General features: G+C 72.8%; 15 protein-coding genes. 6 read left to right on the top strand and 9 right to left on the bottom strand.

Annotation, left to right across the window (positions count from 1 at the left end):
• Window positions 1-124: 124 nt before the first annotated feature.
• The 9 genes from H288_RS0120675 to H288_RS0120635 all read right to left on the bottom strand — a co-directional run bounded on the left by H288_RS0120675 (window position 125) and on the right by H288_RS0120635 (window position 8241).
• A complete protein-coding gene (locus H288_RS0120675) occupies window positions 125-1648 on the bottom strand; it encodes a class I adenylate-forming enzyme family protein (protein ID WP_026605142.1) in 1524 nt (507 codons plus the stop codon).
• Window positions 1645-2457, bottom strand: coding sequence for a VOC family protein (locus H288_RS0120670; protein WP_020094481.1), 813 nt, complete (start codon window positions 2455-2457; stop codon window positions 1645-1647). The genes H288_RS0120675 and H288_RS0120670 overlap by 4 nt, the downstream gene beginning before the upstream one ends.
• On the bottom strand, window positions 2454-2873 hold the full coding sequence (locus tag H288_RS0120665) for a PaaI family thioesterase (RefSeq protein WP_020094480.1): 420 nt from the start codon (window positions 2871-2873) through the stop codon (window positions 2454-2456). The genes H288_RS0120670 and H288_RS0120665 overlap by 4 nt, the downstream gene beginning before the upstream one ends.
• A gap of 26 nt (window positions 2874-2899) precedes the next feature.
• Window positions 2900-3916: a zinc-binding dehydrogenase gene (locus H288_RS0120660; protein WP_026605141.1), complete on the bottom strand. Its 1017-nt coding sequence runs from the start codon at window positions 3914-3916 to the stop codon at window positions 2900-2902.
• A 31-nt stretch (window positions 3917-3947) separates the two neighbouring features.
• Window positions 3948-4928, bottom strand: a complete 981-nt coding sequence (locus tag H288_RS0120655; protein ID WP_020094478.1) for an ABC transporter substrate-binding protein — start codon at window positions 4926-4928, stop codon at window positions 3948-3950.
• 64 nt (window positions 4929-4992) lie between these two features.
• A complete protein-coding gene (locus H288_RS0120650) occupies window positions 4993-5808 on the bottom strand; it encodes an ABC transporter permease (protein WP_020094477.1) in 816 nt (271 codons plus the stop codon).
• A complete protein-coding gene (locus H288_RS0120645; RefSeq protein ID WP_020094476.1) occupies window positions 5799-6569 on the bottom strand; it encodes an ABC transporter ATP-binding protein in 771 nt (256 codons plus the stop codon). Before H288_RS0120645 ends, H288_RS0120650 begins: the two co-directional genes overlap by 10 nt.
• Complete coding sequence (locus H288_RS0120640; RefSeq protein WP_042670257.1) at window positions 6566-7330, bottom strand: GntR family transcriptional regulator; 765 nt, start codon at window positions 7328-7330, stop codon at window positions 6566-6568. Before H288_RS0120640 ends, H288_RS0120645 begins: the two co-directional genes overlap by 4 nt.
• Window positions 7331-7695: 365 nt before the next feature.
• A complete protein-coding gene (locus H288_RS0120635; RefSeq protein WP_026605140.1) occupies window positions 7696-8241 on the bottom strand; it encodes a MarR family transcriptional regulator in 546 nt (181 codons plus the stop codon).
• A 121-nt stretch (window positions 8242-8362) separates the two neighbouring features.
• Between H288_RS0120635 and H288_RS0120630 the strand changes: the two genes are divergently transcribed.
• Genes H288_RS0120630 through H288_RS0120605 form a run of 6 tightly spaced genes read left to right on the top strand, consistent with a single transcriptional unit; the run spans window position 8363 to window position 16125 of the window.
• The gene (locus H288_RS0120630) at window positions 8363-9646 is read left to right on the top strand and encodes an amidohydrolase/deacetylase family metallohydrolase (protein ID WP_020094473.1); all 1284 of its coding nucleotides are present in this window, start codon (window positions 8363-8365) and stop codon (window positions 9644-9646) included.
• 10 nt (window positions 9647-9656) lie between these two features.
• Entirely contained in the window at window positions 9657-10526 is an 870-nt protein-coding gene (locus H288_RS0120625) for an alpha/beta hydrolase (RefSeq protein ID WP_043712895.1), read from the top strand.
• Complete coding sequence (locus H288_RS0120620; protein ID WP_020094471.1) at window positions 10523-12877, top strand: xanthine dehydrogenase family protein molybdopterin-binding subunit; 2355 nt, start codon at window positions 10523-10525, stop codon at window positions 12875-12877. Before H288_RS0120625 ends, H288_RS0120620 begins: the two co-directional genes overlap by 4 nt.
• Window positions 12874-13746 carry an FAD binding domain-containing protein gene (locus tag H288_RS0120615; RefSeq protein WP_020094470.1) on the top strand — a complete coding sequence of 291 codons (873 nt, stop codon included), beginning with the start codon at window positions 12874-12876 and terminating at the stop codon, window positions 13744-13746. Before H288_RS0120620 ends, H288_RS0120615 begins: the two co-directional genes overlap by 4 nt.
• Entirely contained in the window at window positions 13743-14942 is a 1200-nt protein-coding gene (locus H288_RS0120610) for a 2Fe-2S iron-sulfur cluster-binding protein (protein ID WP_020094469.1), read from the top strand. Before H288_RS0120615 ends, H288_RS0120610 begins: the two co-directional genes overlap by 4 nt.
• Before the next feature lie 34 nt (window positions 14943-14976).
• On the top strand, window positions 14977-16125 hold the full coding sequence (locus H288_RS0120605; RefSeq protein WP_020094468.1) for an ABC transporter substrate-binding protein: 1149 nt from the start codon (window positions 14977-14979) through the stop codon (window positions 16123-16125).
• The last annotated feature ends 73 nt before the right edge of the window (window positions 16126-16198 follow it).

The following is a 16198-nucleotide window of genomic DNA, read 5'->3' as shown; positions in this document are numbered from 1 at the left end:
ACTCCTGGCGTTCCGGGTCAGGCGGACGGGGACGGGAGCGCCGGTCGGCCTTCCGTGCGAGGCCAATTTCTGCGGGCGCAGTCCGCGGGAGCACAACCTGCAAGGGCCGTTCCGCCCCGGCCGGTCACGGGGTGCGGACGGCCTCTTCGGCCCGCCGGCGCAGGGCCGCGCGGTCGATCTTGCCGGTCGAGGCGAGCGGCAGCGCCTCGACGAACCAGACCCGACGCGGGTGCTGGTAGGCCGGCGCGTGTTCGAGCGCGTAATCCTTGAGAGCGGCCTCGTCGACGGTGGCGCCGGGCCGGCGGACCACGAAGGCGACCGGCTTGGTGCCCTTGATGGCGTCGTCCACCGGCACCACGCAGGCCTGGAGCACCGCGGGGTGGCGCTCCAGCACCAGCTCGACCTCGCCCGGAAAGATGTTCTCGCCGCCGGAGACGAACATGTCGTCGGTCCGCCCGAGGAAGTAGAAGAACCCGTCCGCGTCGCGGCGGAAGACGTCGCCGGTGTCGTAGAACCCGTCCGCGGTGATCGGGACGGGCACGTCTGGCCGGTTGTGGTAGCCGAGCATGATCGCGGGGCTGCGCATCTGCAGGATCCCGGTCTCCGGGGCGTCCGGTCCGACGAGGCGCAAGGCCACCTGGGGATGCGGCACGCCGACCGACGCGACCGGCGTCGGCAGGCCGTCCGGATGGTCGCCGAACACGACCGGGCCGCCCTCGGTGGTCCCGTAGGCGTTGAGGATGCGGGCGTTCGGCAGGAGGGCGCGGATCTGCCGGGCGAGGGTGTCGTTGACCGGCGCCGAGCCCATCCGGACCGTCCGCACGCCGGTGAGGTCGGCTTCCGCGAGGAGATCCGGCTCCCGCAGCATCATGGCGATCATCGGCGGCACGGCGGTGAGCCACGTGCAGCGGTACCGGTCGATCGCCGCGATGTAGGCCCGCGCCTCGAATTGCGGCAGCAGCACCATCGTGGCGCCGGCCGCGCAGACGAGGAGCGCCAGGGCGAGCGCGTTCATGTGGTAGAGCGGCGCCGCCACGAGCAGCCGGTCGTCGCGCAGGTCCGTCTCCGCGGCGCGGGTCCGCGCCACCCAGAGGTGGCTGGCATGGCTCAGCCGCACGCCCTTCGGCCGGCCCGTCGAGCCGGACGTGTAGAGGAACAGGGCCGCCTCGTCGGGCTCGGGCACGACCGGCACGAACGGACCGGGGTCGAGCCAGGCCGCGAAGCCCTCCGGCCCGTCATCGTCGAACCCGGCGATCCGGATATCGGGGCCGAGATCGGCCAGCAGCGCCCGGCGCGGGCCGTCGCAGAGCACGAGCCGCGCCCCGCAATCGGCGAGCACGGCGGCGATCGTGGCCGGCGGGAACTTGTGATTGACCGGGACCGGGACCACGCCGGCGCGCATCGCCCCGAGCAGCGCCGCGATCGTGTCGGGCCGGTTGGCCGCGAGGATCGCGACCCGCGCGCCGCGGGCGATCCCGCCGCGCAGCAGGCCGCGCGCGAAGGCGTCGGCCCGGGCGTCGAGGCCGGCGCGGGTCATCACGGCGGGCTCGCCATCGGGGGCGACGCCGATGATCAGCGGCCTGTCCGGCGGCCCGGACCGGTCGACGAGATCGCCGAGATTGGTCGGAGCCGTGGCCGCGCGCGTCATGGGGCCGCCCTGCACGGGAGGTTGAGGTCGAAGGTCGGCAGCGTCAGCGTGGCCGCGCCCGGCCCGTGCCGAACCCAGCCCGCCTCCGGGAGCGCGCCCGCGCGGGCTTCGAGGGCGTCGAGGCTGCGGAAGCGCAGGGTCAGGGTGGCGAAGCGGCCGGCCGGCCCCGGCGCGATCGCGACCCGCGTCTCCCCGAGCCGGAGGGTCCAGCCGTCACCCACGGCCTCGGCCGGCGCACCGCTCGCGGCGGCGTAGAGACGGGCGTCGGCATCCGGTGCCGGGCTCTCGATCTTCAGCGCGTCGATCCCCGTGAAGCCGTTCGGATGGTCGAGCCATTCGGGGCGCCAGACGAGATCCGGGGTCAGGTGCTCACAATGGTAGAGGCGCCCCGCCGGGAACCGGTCGACCGGCACCCGCACCGTGCGGAACCGGGCCGTGTCCTCGCGGCCGTCGACGGTCACGGGGCGCGTGAAGGCGACGGTCGGCCCGGCCGCGAGCCCCGCCGCGGCGAGGCGGGCATGCGTCGCGTCGGCGTCCCGGCTCGCCACGACGAGCCCGTTCAGGCCGAACGGGCTGTCCAGAACGTCCTGCCGCTGCGGACCCGTCTCGGGCAGGCCGACGAGTTCGAGGTAGGGTCCGGCCGTCATCATCAGGTGGTTGATGGAGCCCAGCGAGTGGTGGCCGCGCGGTGTCAGGCGGAAGCCGAGGGCGGCGAACAGCTCCGCCGCCTCGTCCATCCGCCGCAGCACGTTGATCACCACGTGGTCGAGGGCCCCATCCGCCGGGGCGCCGGGGGCCGGTCCGGTCATTTCGGCGGCGCCGTCATGTAGACGCCGCGGCCGCTCGCGAGCAGGCGCCCCTCCGGGTCGAGGATCTGCGCCTCGGCCACCGAGAGCTGGTTGCCGAACTTCACCACCGTGCCGCGGCAGGTGAGATCGCCCTGCATCGCGGCCCGGTGATAATCGACCCGCAGGTCAACGGTGGGGACGCCGCGGCCGGTCTTGGAGACCAGCGCCCAGTCGGCGGTGAGATCCACGAGCGTCGCCAGGATGCCGCCGTGCACGTAGCCGCGCTCGGCGTTGACGACCCATTCCGGCCGCCACGTCGCCTTCAGCTCGATCGTCCCATCGCCGACGGCGACGACGGAGAGGCCGAGCCACTGGTGGAACGGGCCGCGCAGCAGCAGCGCCTCGACCTGCTCCTTGGTGAGGGGGGTGTCGGACATGGCTTGGGGGATCTCCTCGGGCGGTGTCAGGGGGTGACGACGATCTTGCCCATGACCTCGCGGTCGCGGATCATCCGCAGGCCCTCGGCGGCCTCCTCGAGGGGCAGGAGCTTGTCGATGGTCGGCTTCAGCGTGCCGGCCTGGATCATGTCCATCAGGGCCGACAGGTTGTCGTCGTAGAAGCTGTTCGAGCCGATCACCTTGAGCTCGAAGCTCCAGATGTAGCGGAGATCCTCCTTGGGATCGTGCCCCGCGGTGGCGCCGCAGACCAGCAGCGTGCCGCCGCGCTTCAGGCACTTGAGCGAGGGCACCCAGGTGTCGCCGCCGGTGAAGTTGATCACCACGTCGACCCCGCCCTCGTAGGTCCGGCGCTGCGGCTTGCCGTACTGCTGGATCGCCCACTTGGAGAAGTCGGTCTCGCGGTAGTTGACGACGTGGTCGGCCCCGAGGGCCGTCAGCGCCGCCATCTTCTCCGCGCTGCCCGCGCAGGCGATCACCTCGGCGCCGAGCTGCTTGGCCAGCATCACGCAGCCGGTGCCGACGCCGCCGCTGGCGCCCAGGATCAGGACCTTGTCGCCGGCCTTCACGGTGTTGTGGGTGATCAGCATGCGGTGGGCCGTGCCGTAGGCCACCGGCAGGGACGCCGCGTCCGCGTAGCTCACGTCCGGCGGCATCGCGATGAGCTGGCCCGTCGAGACCCGGCAATACTCGGCCATGCCGCCGTCGAGCATCTCGCCCATCAGGCCCTTGGCCTTGTTGAGCGGGTTGACCAGCACCCGGTCGCCGACGCGCCACTCCGCGACGCCTTCGCCGAGCTCGACGATCTGCCCGGCCATGTCGAGGCCGATCACCACCGGCATCGGCACCTTGATGCCGGGCATGCCCTTCACGGTGAACACGTCGTGGTAGTTGAACGAGGACGCGCCGACGCGGATCAGGACCTCGCCCGGGCCGGGGGACGGCCTCGGATAGTCGTCGACCACCTTCAGCGTGTCGATGTCGCCGTGCGCCTCCAGCACGAGCGCCTTCATCGTCTGAGCCATCGTGGAAACCCTCTTCTGCAGGTCGGAAAGGCTATGGGATCGACTTCGACCGCTCGTAGGGGCCGGGGACCAGGGCCGTGTCCGGCAGGCTGCCCTGGACGGCGCCGACCGCCTTGAACACGTCGAATTCCCGCTTCAGCGAGGCGATGTCGGCGGGCTCCAGGCTGACCGAGTAGATGCCGTCCCAGAGGCCCGCGTAGGCCGCGGCGTCGGCGTCGCTCAGGTTCGCGGCCGCCTTCAGGATCTTGGCCACGCCGGGCTTGTCGGCCTGGCCGAAGGCGTAGGCCTTGCGCATCGCGGCCACGACCTTGGCGGGCGCGTCCGGATTCTGCGTCATCCAGGCGTTGCGCATCAGGCCGACGCCGAGGACCGGCGGCGCGTCCTGCTGGGTGAGGCGCCTCCACTCCTCCCGGAAGGTGCCGAGTCGGCGCAGCTTCACGTCCGGCAGGAGCGCGAGGGTCACGGTGCGCAGGGCCGCGGCGTCGATGTCCTTCTGGACGAGGAATTGCGCCAGCCGGGAATCGTTGCCGGGGACGGCCTGGTAGTCGGCGGGCTTGAGGCCGTGATTGGTCTCCAGGATCGCCGCCGCGATGGCGGCGGTGCCGCTGCCGGCCGGCGAGGTGCCGATCTTCCTGCCTTTGAGGTCGTCCATAGTCTTGATCGGCGAGTCCTCCGGGACGACGAAGTCGAGATCGGCCACCTGGGTCGCCAGGACGATGCTCATCGGCAGCCCGTCGGCGGTGACGCTCAGCGCCGTCCCGGCGCTCGCCGCGATCGCGAAATCAATCGCCCCGGCGGCCATCGCCTTGGTCGGCGCGTTCACGTCCGGGAACTTGACGTACTCGGCCGTCAGGCCCTCCTTCTCCATGAACTTGCCGGCTTCCAGCACGGCGCCGAAGCCGAGGCTGATGCCCGAGCTCCAGTATCCGATGCGCACCGTCTCGGCGCGCGCGAGGCCGGGCAGGCCGAGTGCGCAGAGCGCGGCGGCGGCGAGGACGCGGATCCGTTTCAAGGCGTTCTCCGGGACGGGCGATGAGGGGTCGTGCGACGGGCGTGTCGCCGGGCGGTGCCGGCCGTCACGGCTGCGCCACCTTCTTCCAGGCGAACAGGCGCTGCTCGGCCGGCTTCAGGACGAGCGTCTCGAGCCCGATCATCAGGGCGACGAGGGTGAGGGTCCAGGCGAAGACCTGGTCGGTCTGGACGAGGTCGGCCGCCTGCCGCAGGCGGTAGCCGATGCCGCTGCTCGCCCCGAGCGATTCCGCCACGAGGACGACCCGCGCCCCGAAGCCGATGGCGAGGCGCGCGCCCGCGAAGAAGGCGGGCAGGATCGTCGGCAGGTAGATCTTGGTCAGCACCTTGCGGCGCGGCATCCGGAAGGTGCGGGCGAGCTCGAGATGCTCGGCGCTGACCGTGCGCGTGCCCTGCCAGACGTTGGTCAGGATCAGCGGCATCGCGGTCATGAACACCACGAAGATCGTGGTCCAGTTCGAGAGGCCGAACCAGATCAGCGCGAAGATCGCCCAGATCGCGGAGGAGACGGTGTTGGTCACCGTCAGCACCGGCTCGAAGAAGCGCCCGAGGCGCGGGCTCGCGCCGAGCAGCAGGCCGAGCGGCAGCCCCACGAGGGCCGCGAAGGCGAGGCCGGCGCCGATCCGGCCCAGCGTGATGCCGAGATCGGCGGCGAAGCTCGGCGTGGCGACGAGGCCGAGCCACGTGTGCCAGACCCGCGCGGGGCTCGGCAGGACGAAGCTCGGCGCGTGCAGCGATCCGAGCTGCCACGCGGCCAGCGCCAGGGCGAGCAGGGCGAGCCGCTGGAGCAGCACGCCCGCCCGGCGTCCGGCGCCGGACGTCCGCGTCCGCCGGATCAGGCGCGGCGGGGTCTTCACGAGCATCGCGCGCTCGCGGCGGAGAGGCTGATGCGCAGGCGCCGGACCTCCTCGGCGACCTCCGTCGAGAGCGGGTCGCGGGGGTACGGCAGATCGATGGCCCGGACGGTGCCGATCCGGCCCGGCCGCGGGTGCAGGACGACCACCCGGCTCGCCAGCACCACCGCCTCCTCGACGTCGTGCGTGACGAAGACCAGGGTCATCGCCCGCAGACCGGCGATGCGCAGCAGCTCCGCGTGCATCTGCGCGCGGATCTCGGGATCGAGCTTCGAGAACGGCTCGTCGAGGAGCAGGATCTTGGGCTCGGTCACGAGGCTGCGCGCGAGCGCCACCCGGCTGCGCATGCCCCCCGACAATTCGTGCGGGTAGGCGTCGCGGAAGGCCTCCAGCCCGACGAGCCGCAGGGTCTCGTCGACCCGCCGCGCCCGCTCCGCCCGGCCCATGCGTCCGGCCTCGAGGCCGAAGGCGACGTTCTGGGCGGCCGTGCGCCAGGGCAGCAGCCGGTCCTCCTGGAACATGTAGGTCATGGCCCGCCAGTCGCGGAAGGCGTGCGACGGGATGCCGTTCAGGAGGACGGCGCCCTGATCGGGCTCGACCAGCCCGGCGATCATGTTGAGGAGGGTGCTCTTTCCGCAGCCCGACGCGCCCAGGATCGCGACGATCGCGTGCTGCGGGATCGCGATGTCGACGGTGTCGAGGACGTGGAGCGGCCCGCCCTCGCGCCGGTCGAACCACTTGCTGACGTGGTCGAGCTCGACGGCGTTCACGGCTCGCCCCCGTCGACCCGGGCCGGCCGCACCGGCGCCACCACCGCGGTGTCGCGCAGGCTGGCGATGACCTTCTCCAGGGTCATGTCGCGGAACGTCTCGACGTGGCGGCGGGCCACCAGGGCGGCGCTGTCGGCGTCGCCCGCCACGAGGTGCTCGATCATCGCGGTGTGGTCGTTCTCGATGTTCGGCCGCACCCCCTGCACGCCGAAGCCGAGGGCGACGAGGCGGGTCATCTCGTCGAGGAGGCCCGACAGCGTCCGGTACAGGCGCCCGTTCCCCGAAGCCGCGGCGATCGCGAGGTGGAAGCCCCGGTTGGCCTCCAGGAAAAAGTCGATCTGGTTGCCCATCTCCACCGTGATCTTGCGGCGGCAGGCCTGCTCCAGGCGCTCCAGATGCGCCCGGTTCACGCGGCCGGCGGCGCCCCGCGCCGCGAGGGGCTCAAGCTCCATCCGGAGGGCGAAGACCTCGTCGACATCCTTCACGGTCACCGGGCTGACCCGGTAGCCGTGCCGCGGCATCGAGCTGACGAAGCCTTCCTGGGCCAGGCGCTGGAGCGCGATCCGGCAGCTCGCCTTGCCGATCTCGAACCGCTCCATCACCTCGGCCTCGGTGAAGCGCGTGCCGGGCAGGAGGCGGCAGGCGACGATCTCGCGGCGCATCAGGTCGTAGGCCTGGTTGCCCTTGCGCGTGGCGTCGGGGACGGCGAGCACCGTCGTGGTCGGGCGAGCGGGCCGGGACCTGTCATCGCGGGTCGTCATCGCACCTCGCTGTTCGGGCATTGAGGCTCCCACAGCATGCTGTGAGCTGCCCACCACACGCAGGACATGTGCCAACCCCGCGCCGGCCCGCCTGCGCGCGGCGCGCATCGGCAGGCGGAACGATGGTCGGGTGCCGGCATTCGTCGCGCGGTGGGAAGCTCAGATGCGACGCGTGATCAGCTCAGCGCGCGCTGTGGGCATTCCATGCCGTATTTATGCGCAACGTCTCCGCGTTCTGTAAATGGAATGCGCGTCCAATTTTCGCGAAGATGTTGGAAGAAAGAGCTTTTCGCGGCACTCCAAGGCAGAACGATCTGTATTTTCTTTGAGCAGTGGGGCCTGCTGCGGGCCGCGTCGGCGACGCCCTACAGGATGTCGGGCTGGCCGCGCCGATGCTCGTGCCCCGCGATGACGCGGCGCAGGAGCCGGGTCAGGGTGTCCTGCTCCGCCGGCGTGAGGGCCTCGACGGTGAGGGCGTGCGCGGCCCGCGCCGCCGGCTCCATCGCGCCGTGGAGCGCGGCGCCTTCGTCCGTCAGCCGGCAGACCTGCGCGCGGCGGTCGAGGGGCGAGGTCGTGCGGCTCACCAGACCGCGGGCCGCGAGGCGCTTCAGGGCGCCGGTCGTCGTCGTCCGGTCAAGGGCGACCGAGCTCGCGAGCGTCGTCTGATCGGCCTCCCCCAGATCGCGCAGCAGCGAGAGCAGGCTGTACTGGAGCGGGGTGACGCGAAACGCGGCACAGCGTTCGGCGAAGAGGCTGACGTGGATCTGGTGCATGCGGCGGGCGAGGAAGCCCGGGCGCTCGGCTAGTGGCCAGTGCCGCGCCTTCGCGTCCGTTGCCGCGCTCGCCGCCCCCGCGGCGACCCCCGCCTCTGCCGACCCCGCAGCGAACCCGGCGTCCGGGACCTCATCCATCGTCCGCCTCCACAGAACGGTTCCAGCCTTGGCACGCGGTGTGCAACGCCGGAATACGAAGCATGCTTCGCTTTTGGCAAGGGCGAGGCCGGCGTGCGCCGGCCGGGACCACGAGGTCGACATGGACAATCGCCGCTATGATCTGGTTCTGCGGGGCGGGCGGGTCATCTGCCCTGCCTCAGGCATCGACGGCATCCGCGACGTGGCGGTGCGGGACGGGCGCATCGCCGCCGTGGCGGAGACGATTTTGCCCTCGGCCGCCGCCGAGGTGGTCGACGTCTCGGGCAAGCTCGTCCTGCCCGGCATGATCGACACCCACGCCCACGTCTACCAGTACGTCACCGGCCGGTTCGGCCTGAACCCCGACATGGTCGGCGTGCGCTCGGGCGTGACCACGGTGGTGGACCAGGGCGGGCCGTCCTGCATGACCCTGCCGGGCTTCCGCCACTTCATCGCCGAGCGCTCGGAGACGCAGGTCCTCGCCTTCCTGTCGGCCTACCTCGTCGGCGGCCTGGAAGGGCATTTCTACCCGAACCTCTACAGCCCGGACGGCGTCGACATCGACGCGACCGTGAAGTCGGCCACCGAGAACCGCGACCTCGTGCGCGGCATCAAAGGCCATGCCGAGATCGGCGGCTTCGCCCGCTGGGGCATCAAGGTGATGGAGATGGCGGCCGAGATCAGCCGGCGCGCCGACCTGCCGCTCTACGTGCATTTCGGCCAGCTCTGGGGCCTGCCGGAATCGGGCGCCAACGGCGAGGATGCCGACACCATCGTCGAGCGGGTGATCCCGCTGCTGCGGCCCGGCGACGTGCTGGCCCATCCCTTCACCCGCCACCCGGGCGGCTTCATCAACGAGCAGGGCGAGGTCCACCACATCATCCGCCGGGCCATGGAGGCCGGGCTGAAGGTCGATGTCGGCCACGGCAGCCACTTCTCCTACCGCGTGGCCCGCGCGTCCCTGCCGGCCGGCGTGATCCCCTACACGCTCGGCGCCGACATGCACGGCTACAACACCGAGGTGCCCGAGGTGACGAAGCCCGCCGGCACCCCGGACGAGCACCACGACGACGAGAACCATCCCTTCCTCGGCCAGGCCCGGTTCAGCCTGACCCAGGCGATGAGCTCGATGATGGCGCTCGGCATCCCGCTGGAGGAGGTGGTGCCGATGGTGACGTCGCACCCGGCCGAGATGCTGCGCATGGGCGACCGGATCGGCGCCCTCAAGGTCGGCTACGCGGCCGACGTCTCGGTGCTGCACGACGATCGCGGCCGCTTCCTGCTGCGCGACAACGAGGACACGCGGGTGATCGCCGACCGTCTGCTGCGCCCGGCCTTCTGCCTGCGCGCGGGGAAGCGCTTCGAGGCCGACTCGCCGATCCTGCCCCAGGCGATCGCGGCCTGAGGTGGCGCCGGTGACCGCCTTCGTCCTCGACGACCCGACCCCGCCGGACCCGCGCCGCCGCTGGGACAGCCTGGACTTCGCGGCCCGGGGCGCCTCCTACGACAACAACGCGGGCGTGCCCGACAGCGCCGCGCAGGTCGCGGCCCGCAACGCGGCCTCCGCGGCCTACCGCGCGGCGCACCCGGCCGGGCTCGACATCCCCTACGCCGCCGGCGCACGCACCGGCTTCGACCTCTACCCGGCGTCGGAGACGGGGGCGCCCTGCCTCGTCTTCGTCCACGGCGGCTACTGGCAGCGCAACGCCCGGGCCGATTTCGCCTGCTTCGCGGAAGGGCTGAACGCCGCCGGCTGGTCGGTGGCGATGCCGGGCTACACCCTGGCACCCGAGGCGAGCCTCACCGGGATCGTCGCCGAGATCGGGGCCGCCCTCGACTGGCTCGCCGCGCACGGGACGGCGCGCGGGATCGGAGGCCCGATCGTCCTCGCCGGCTGGTCCGCGGGGGCGCAGCTCGCCGCGCTCCATCTCGGGCATCCCGCCGTGTCCGCGGGTTTGGCGATCTCCGGCGTCTACGACCTCGCGCCGATCCGCGAGACCTACCTGAACGAGAAGCTCGGGCTGACCGAGGACGAGATCGGGACGCTGTCGCCCCTGCGCCTGCCCGTCGTGCCCAAGCGCATGACGATCGCCTACGGCAGCCGGGAGCTGCCCGCCCTCGTCCGCGACGCGCGCAACCTCCACGCTCTGCGCGGCGCCGCCCACGCGCCGGGCGCCCTGCTGCCGGTTCCGGGCGCCGACCACTTCTCGATCCTCAATGAATTCCGCCGGCCCGACGGCCTGCTGGTCCGCGCCGCCCAGGATGTTCTCGGAGGCGCCCGATGAGCCGCGAGGGCGTCGGGGCTCCGCTGCCCCGCAAGGAGGACGAGCGCCTGATGCGCGGGCGCGGCCAGTATGTCGGCGACCTCCGGCTGCCGGGGATGCAGGACGTCGCCTTCGTGCGCAGCCCGCTCGCCCATGCCCGGATCCGCGCCATCCACGTGCCGGAGGCCTACCGCGACCGCGTCTTCACCGCCGCCGACCTCGACGGCGTGCTGCCGATCCGGGCGGTCTCGGGGCTGCCCGGCTTCAAGGTGTCCGAGCAGCCGGTGCTCGCCACCGGCAAGGTCCGGCAGGTCGGCGAATTGGTGGCGATGTGCGTCGCCCCGACCCGCGCGGAGGCCGAGGACATCGCCGCCGCCGTCGTCCTCGACCTGGAGGAGCTGCCGGCCGTCCACGACATGCTGGCCGCGCGCGAGCCGGGCTCCGCCCTCGTCCACGAGCACTGGGGCGACAACGTCTTCCTGGAGACCCTGGTCGACGTCGGCATCGAGGGCGCCCTCGACGCGCCGGTCAAGGTCAGCCGTACCATCTCGACGGGGCGCCAGTGCATGGCGCCGATCGAGGGCCGCGGCACCGTGGTGCAGCTCGATCACCGCCTCGACCAGCTCGTGGTCCACACCGCGAGCCAGATGCCGCACATCGTGCGCAACGGCCTCTCGGAGTGCCTCGGGATCGAGCAGGGGCGCATCCGCATCGTGTCGCCGGATGTCGGCGGCGGGTTCGGCTACAAGGCGATCCTGCTTGCCGAGGACGTGGCGCTGGCGTGGCTCGCGCTCCGCTGCGGCCACCCGGTCCGCTGGCTGGAGGACCGGCGCGAGCACCTGACCGCCAACGCCAATTGCCGCGAGCACCATTACCGCATCACGGCCTACGCGGAGCGGGACGGGACGCTGCGCGGCATCGACTGCGAGGCCACCGTCGATTCCGGCGCCTACTCGGCCTACCCGTTCTCGGCCTGCCTGGAGGCCGCGCAGGTCGCCAGCATCCTCCCCGGCCCCTACGACTTCCCGGCCTATCGCTGCCGCACGTGGTCGGTGGCGACCAACAAGTGCCCGATCCTGCCCTACCGGGGCGTCGCGCGCACCGGCGTCTGCTTCGCCTTGGAACTGGTGCTCGACGCCGTCGCCCGCGCGGCGGGGGTCGCGCCCGAGACCGTGCGCGAGAAGAACCTCGTGCGGCCCGGGCAGATGCCGTTCGAGAACATCACGAAGAAGCACTTCGACAGCGGCGACTACCCGGAGGCGCTCGCCCGGGCGCTGAAGGCCGTCGACGTGGCGGCGGTCCGCGCCCGCCAGCGTGAGGGCGAGGCGGACGGGCGCCGGATCGGCCTCGGCCTCGCGATCTACTGCGAGCAGGCCGCGCACGGCACCTCGGTCTATTCCGGCTGGGGCATCCCGATGGTCCCCGGCCACGAGCAGGCGAGCGCCCGCCTCACCCCGGACGGCGGCCTGGAATTGCGAATCGGCGCCCATTCCCACGGCCAGGGCCTGGAGACGACGCTGGCCCAGGTCGCCCACGAGATCCTGGGCGTCCCGGTGGCGCGCACCCGCCTCGTCCACGGCGACACCGCCATGACCCCCTACTCCACCGGCTCCTGGGGCTCCCGCGTGATGGTGATGGCGGGCGGCGCGGTGGCGGCGGCCTGCGAGGAACTGCGGGCCCGGGCCGTGCGGATCGGCGCCCACCTGCTCCAGGCGCGGCCCGAGGAATGCCGGTTCGAAGGTGGCCACGTCGTCGGCCCCACGGGCGATGTCCCGCTCGAGGCGATCGCCCGCACCTGGTACCGCCGCCCGCAGGACCTCGCGCCCGACACCGATCCCGGCGGGCTCGAAGTCACTGCCGGCTACAAGCCGGTGCGCGATTCCGGCACCTTCTCGTACGCGGCGCACGCGGCCGTGGTGGCGGTCGATCCCGATCTCGGGGCGGTGGAGATCCTCGACTACGTCATCGTCGAGGACGGCGGCACGCTGGTGAACCCCCTCGTGGTCGACGGCCAGATCTACGGCGGCCTCGCGCAGGGGATCGGCACGGCCCTGTTCGAGGAGATGCGCTTCGACGCCCGCGGCCAGCCGCTGGCCTCGACGTTGGCCGACTACCTCCTGCCGGGCGCCCCCGACGTGCCGATGGCGCGCATCGAACACATGGAGACGCCCTCGCCCTACACGCGCTTCGGCCAGAAGGGCATCGGCGAGGGCGGCGCCATCGCGCCGCCGGCGGCGCTCGCCAACGCCGTGAACGACGCCCTCGCGCCGCTCGGCGTCGAGCTGCTGCATTCGCCCCTCACCCCCCGACGGATCGTGGAGGCGGTGCTCGCCACCCGCGCGCCCGCCGAGACCGCGCGGGAGGCCGCATGAAGCCCGCCGCCTTCGCCTGGGAGCGCCCCGACAGCCTGCCCGCGCTGCTGGCGCGCCTCGCCGAGGCCCCCGCGGGCGTGAAGCTGATCGCGGGGGGCCAGTCCCTCGGGCCGATGCTGAACCTGCGCCTCGTCGAGCCCGCCCTCATCCTCGACATCACCGGCGTGCCCGAACTCCGGGACGCGCGGGTCGAGGGCGACACGCTCGTCCTCGGGGCCTGCGTGACCCATGCCGACATCGAGGACGGGCGCGTCCCGGACCTCACCGGCGGCGCGCTGCGGCGGGTCGCCGCCGCGATCGCCTACCGGCCGGTCCGCAACCGCGGCACGATCGGCGGCAGCCTCGTCCACGCCGACCCGGCCGCCGACTGGGTGAGCGCCCTGACCGCCCTCGGCGCCGAGGTCGAGATCGCCGGGCGGAGCGGCCGCCGCACCCTGCCGGTGGAGCATTTCGTGAACGGCGCCCTCGAAGTGGCGCTCGGCGCGGACGAGATCCTGGTCGCGGTGCGCGTCCCGGCGCTGCCGGCGGGCGCGGCCTGGGGCTACGTCAAGCACTGCGCGAAGATCGGCGAGTTCGCCCACGCCATCGGGGCCGTGCGCCTCGAGCCCGGCGCGGGCCGGGGCCGGGCCGTGATCGGCGCGGTCGAGGGGCCGCCCGTGCTCCTGGCCGATGCCCGCCCGCTCTTCGGCGGCCGCATCGGCGCCGACTTCGCCGCGCGCTTCGACCCCCGGGCCGCCGACCAAGCCCTGCGGGAGGCTGGCATGGCCGATGCGGTCGAGCGGCACATCCACGTCACCGTCCTGAGCCGCGCGGTGGCCGCGGCGGCCGCGCCCGATCCCCGCGCCAACACCCTTCCGGAGGCCGCATGAGCGCCGCGCTGGCCGAACCCGGGACGTCGCGCATGGCCCTGGCGCTGACGGTGAACGGCCGGGCCGTGCGGGTCGCGGCCGAGCCGCGCAGCCACCTCGGCGACGTGCTGCGCGACGGGCTCGACCTCACCGGCACGCATCTGGGCTGCGAGCACGGCGTCTGCGGCGCCTGCACGGTCCTGCTCGACGGCGAGCCGGCCCGCGCCTGCCTCACCTACGCGGGGGCCTGCGCGGGCGCCGCGGTCACGACGATCGAGGGCCTCGACGCGGACGCGATCGCGGGCGAACTGCGGGCCGCCTTCAACCGCGAGCACGCGCTCCAGTGCGGCTACTGCACGCCCGGGATGCTGGTGGCCGCCCGCGATTTGGTCTTGCGGCTGCCCGAGGCCGACGAGCGGCGGATCCGCGTCGGCCTGTCGGGCAACCTGTGCCGCTGCACCGGCTATGCCGGCATCGTCCGGGCCGTGATGGCGGTGATCGCGGAAAGGCGCGGGCGCGGCATCCCCCCGGAGACCGGTGCGGCGCGGCCGCTCGGCCCGGTCGGCGCCCGGATCGGCGACGCGGCTTTCGCGCCCCTGGAACCGCCGGCGGATCGGATCGCCCCGGCGGCGCCCGCGGCCGTCGCGGACCTGTCCGACGCGTTCACCCCGGCCCACGGCTTCACGCAGGTGCTCGACCTCCTCCACCCGCCGGAGGCCGTCTTCGCCCTGCTGGGCGACATCGCGGCGGTCGCCGCCTGCCTGCCGGGCGCGGTGCTCACGGCGCGGCCCGCCCCCGACACGGTCGAGGGCGGCCTGCAGGTGCGGATCGGGCCGATCGCCGCGACGTTCCGCGGCCGCGCCCGCCTCGCGCGGGACGAGGCCGCCCGGACCGGCGCGGTCCACGGGGCCGGCACCGACGCGGGCGGCCGCTCGGCGACCGAGGGCCGGATCCGCTACCGGGTCGAGGCTGGGCCGACGCCCGGCACCGCCCGGGTCGAACTCGACGTCGGCTACACCCTGACCGGGCCGCTCGCGCAGTTCGGCCGGCCCGGCCTCGTGCGCGACCTCGCCGGCCGCATCGCCGCGGAGTTCACCCGCAACCTCGATGCCCGGCTCTCGGGTGTCGCAGCGCCGGTGCCCGTCGGCCTCAACCCGCTCCGCCTGCTCCTCGGCCTCGCCCGCGCGCGCCTCGCCGCGTGGTTCGGCCGCGCCTGATCCCATCCCGCCCCAACGCACCGGAGACACGCGAATGCTAGGCAGGTTCACCCTCACGACCGCGATCCTGCTGGCGCTGACGGCCACCGGCGCACGGGCGGAGGCGATCCGCATCGGCGTCAACGAGCCGCTGACCGGGCCGTTCGCGGCCTCGGGCACCTACGTGGTCAACGGCGCCAAGATCGCCGCCGACGAGATCAACGCCAAGGGCGGCGTCCTCGGGAAGAAGCTCGAACTCGTGATCGAGGACAACAAGAGCAACCCGACCGAGGCCGCCGCGGTCGCCGAGAAGCTGATCACCAGCGATAAGACCCCGGTGATGATGGGCGCCTGGGGCTCCAGCCTGACGCTGGCTGTGATGCCCAAGCTCGCGGATTACGAGACGCCGATGCTGGTCGAGACCTCCTCGTCCGGCAAGATCACGACCTCCGGCAACCCCTACGTGTTCCGGATCTCGCCGCCCTCGTCGCTCGAGGCCGAGACCTTCGCGCCCATGGTCGGCCGCCTCGGGCTGAAGAAGGTCGACTTCCTTGTCCTCAACAACGATTTCGGCCGCGGCGCCGCGACCGATTTCGGCAAGATGCTCAAGGACAAGGGCGTGACGGTCGGCCTCGTCGAGACCATGGACCAGGGCGCGCAGGACATGAGCGCCCAGCTCGCCAAGCTGAAGGCGTCGGATTCCGACACGATCATGATCACGAGCTCGGTCGATCAGCTCGTGCTGCTGTTCAAGCAGATGGCGGCGCTCGGCCTGAAGAAGCGGGTCATCACCACCGGCGGATCCCAGAACCCGGACCAGATCATCGCCCAGGCCGGCGCGGCCGCCGACGGCACGATGCACCTGACGACCTTCCTGCCCTGGTCGCCCGACAAGACGCCGGACCCGAAGGCTACCGAGGCCTTCATCGCCGCGTGGAAGACGCGCGGCTTCGACTTCGCCGGCGTCACCGAGAGCTTCCGCGGCTACGACGGCATCCGCGCGATCGCCCACGCCATCGAGAAGGCGGGTTCGGCCGATCCGTCCGCGATCACCAAGGCCTTCTGGTCGGTCGACTTCGTCGGGCTCAACGGGCCGATCCGCTTCGCCAAGGCCGGCCCCGCCGGGAAGGAGAGCGGCCAGAGCAAGCCCGACGTCTACCTCATCGAGATCAAGAACGGGACGGTGATCGTGCCGGCGCTGTGAGCGCCCCTGGGCCGGCGCTCTGATGCCGGCCCCCTCGCCCGTCCGCCGGCCTCCGGGCCGGGGCGCACCCTCG

The sequence above is a fragment of the Methylobacterium sp. 285MFTsu5.1 genome (genome assembly GCF_000383455.1).
Taxonomy (GTDB): Bacteria; Pseudomonadota; Alphaproteobacteria; order Rhizobiales; family Beijerinckiaceae; genus Methylobacterium.
Note: the sequence above shows the minus strand (reverse complement) of the source record. Positions and strands in the feature narration are given on the sequence as shown.

Coding starts and splice junctions, on each gene's coding strand:
- H288_RS0120675 (WP_026605142.1), bottom strand. CDS start 1,648: ATGACGCGCGCGGCCACGGCTCCGACCAATCTCGGCGATCTCGTCGAC.
- H288_RS0120670 (WP_020094481.1), bottom strand. CDS start 2,457: ATGACCGGACCGGCCCCCGGCGCCCCGGCGGATGGGGCCCTCGACCAC.
- H288_RS0120665 (WP_020094480.1), bottom strand. CDS start 2,873: ATGTCCGACACCCCCCTCACCAAGGAGCAGGTCGAGGCGCTGCTGCTG.
- H288_RS0120660 (WP_026605141.1), bottom strand. CDS start 3,916: ATGGCTCAGACGATGAAGGCGCTCGTGCTGGAGGCGCACGGCGACATC.
- H288_RS0120650 (WP_020094477.1), bottom strand. CDS start 5,808: ATGCTCGTGAAGACCCCGCCGCGCCTGATCCGGCGGACGCGGACGTCC.
- H288_RS0120640 (WP_042670257.1), bottom strand. CDS start 7,330: ATGACGACCCGCGATGACAGGTCCCGGCCCGCTCGCCCGACCACGACG.
- H288_RS0120635 (WP_026605140.1), bottom strand. CDS start 8,241: ATGGATGAGGTCCCGGACGCCGGGTTCGCTGCGGGGTCGGCAGAGGCG.
- H288_RS0120630 (WP_020094473.1), top strand. CDS start 8,363: ATGGACAATCGCCGCTATGATCTGGTTCTGCGGGGCGGGCGGGTCATC.
- H288_RS0120620 (WP_020094471.1), top strand. CDS start 10,523: ATGAGCCGCGAGGGCGTCGGGGCTCCGCTGCCCCGCAAGGAGGACGAG.
- H288_RS0120615 (WP_020094470.1), top strand. CDS start 12,874: ATGAAGCCCGCCGCCTTCGCCTGGGAGCGCCCCGACAGCCTGCCCGCG.
- H288_RS0120610 (WP_020094469.1), top strand. CDS start 13,743: ATGAGCGCCGCGCTGGCCGAACCCGGGACGTCGCGCATGGCCCTGGCG.
- H288_RS0120605 (WP_020094468.1), top strand. CDS start 14,977: ATGCTAGGCAGGTTCACCCTCACGACCGCGATCCTGCTGGCGCTGACG.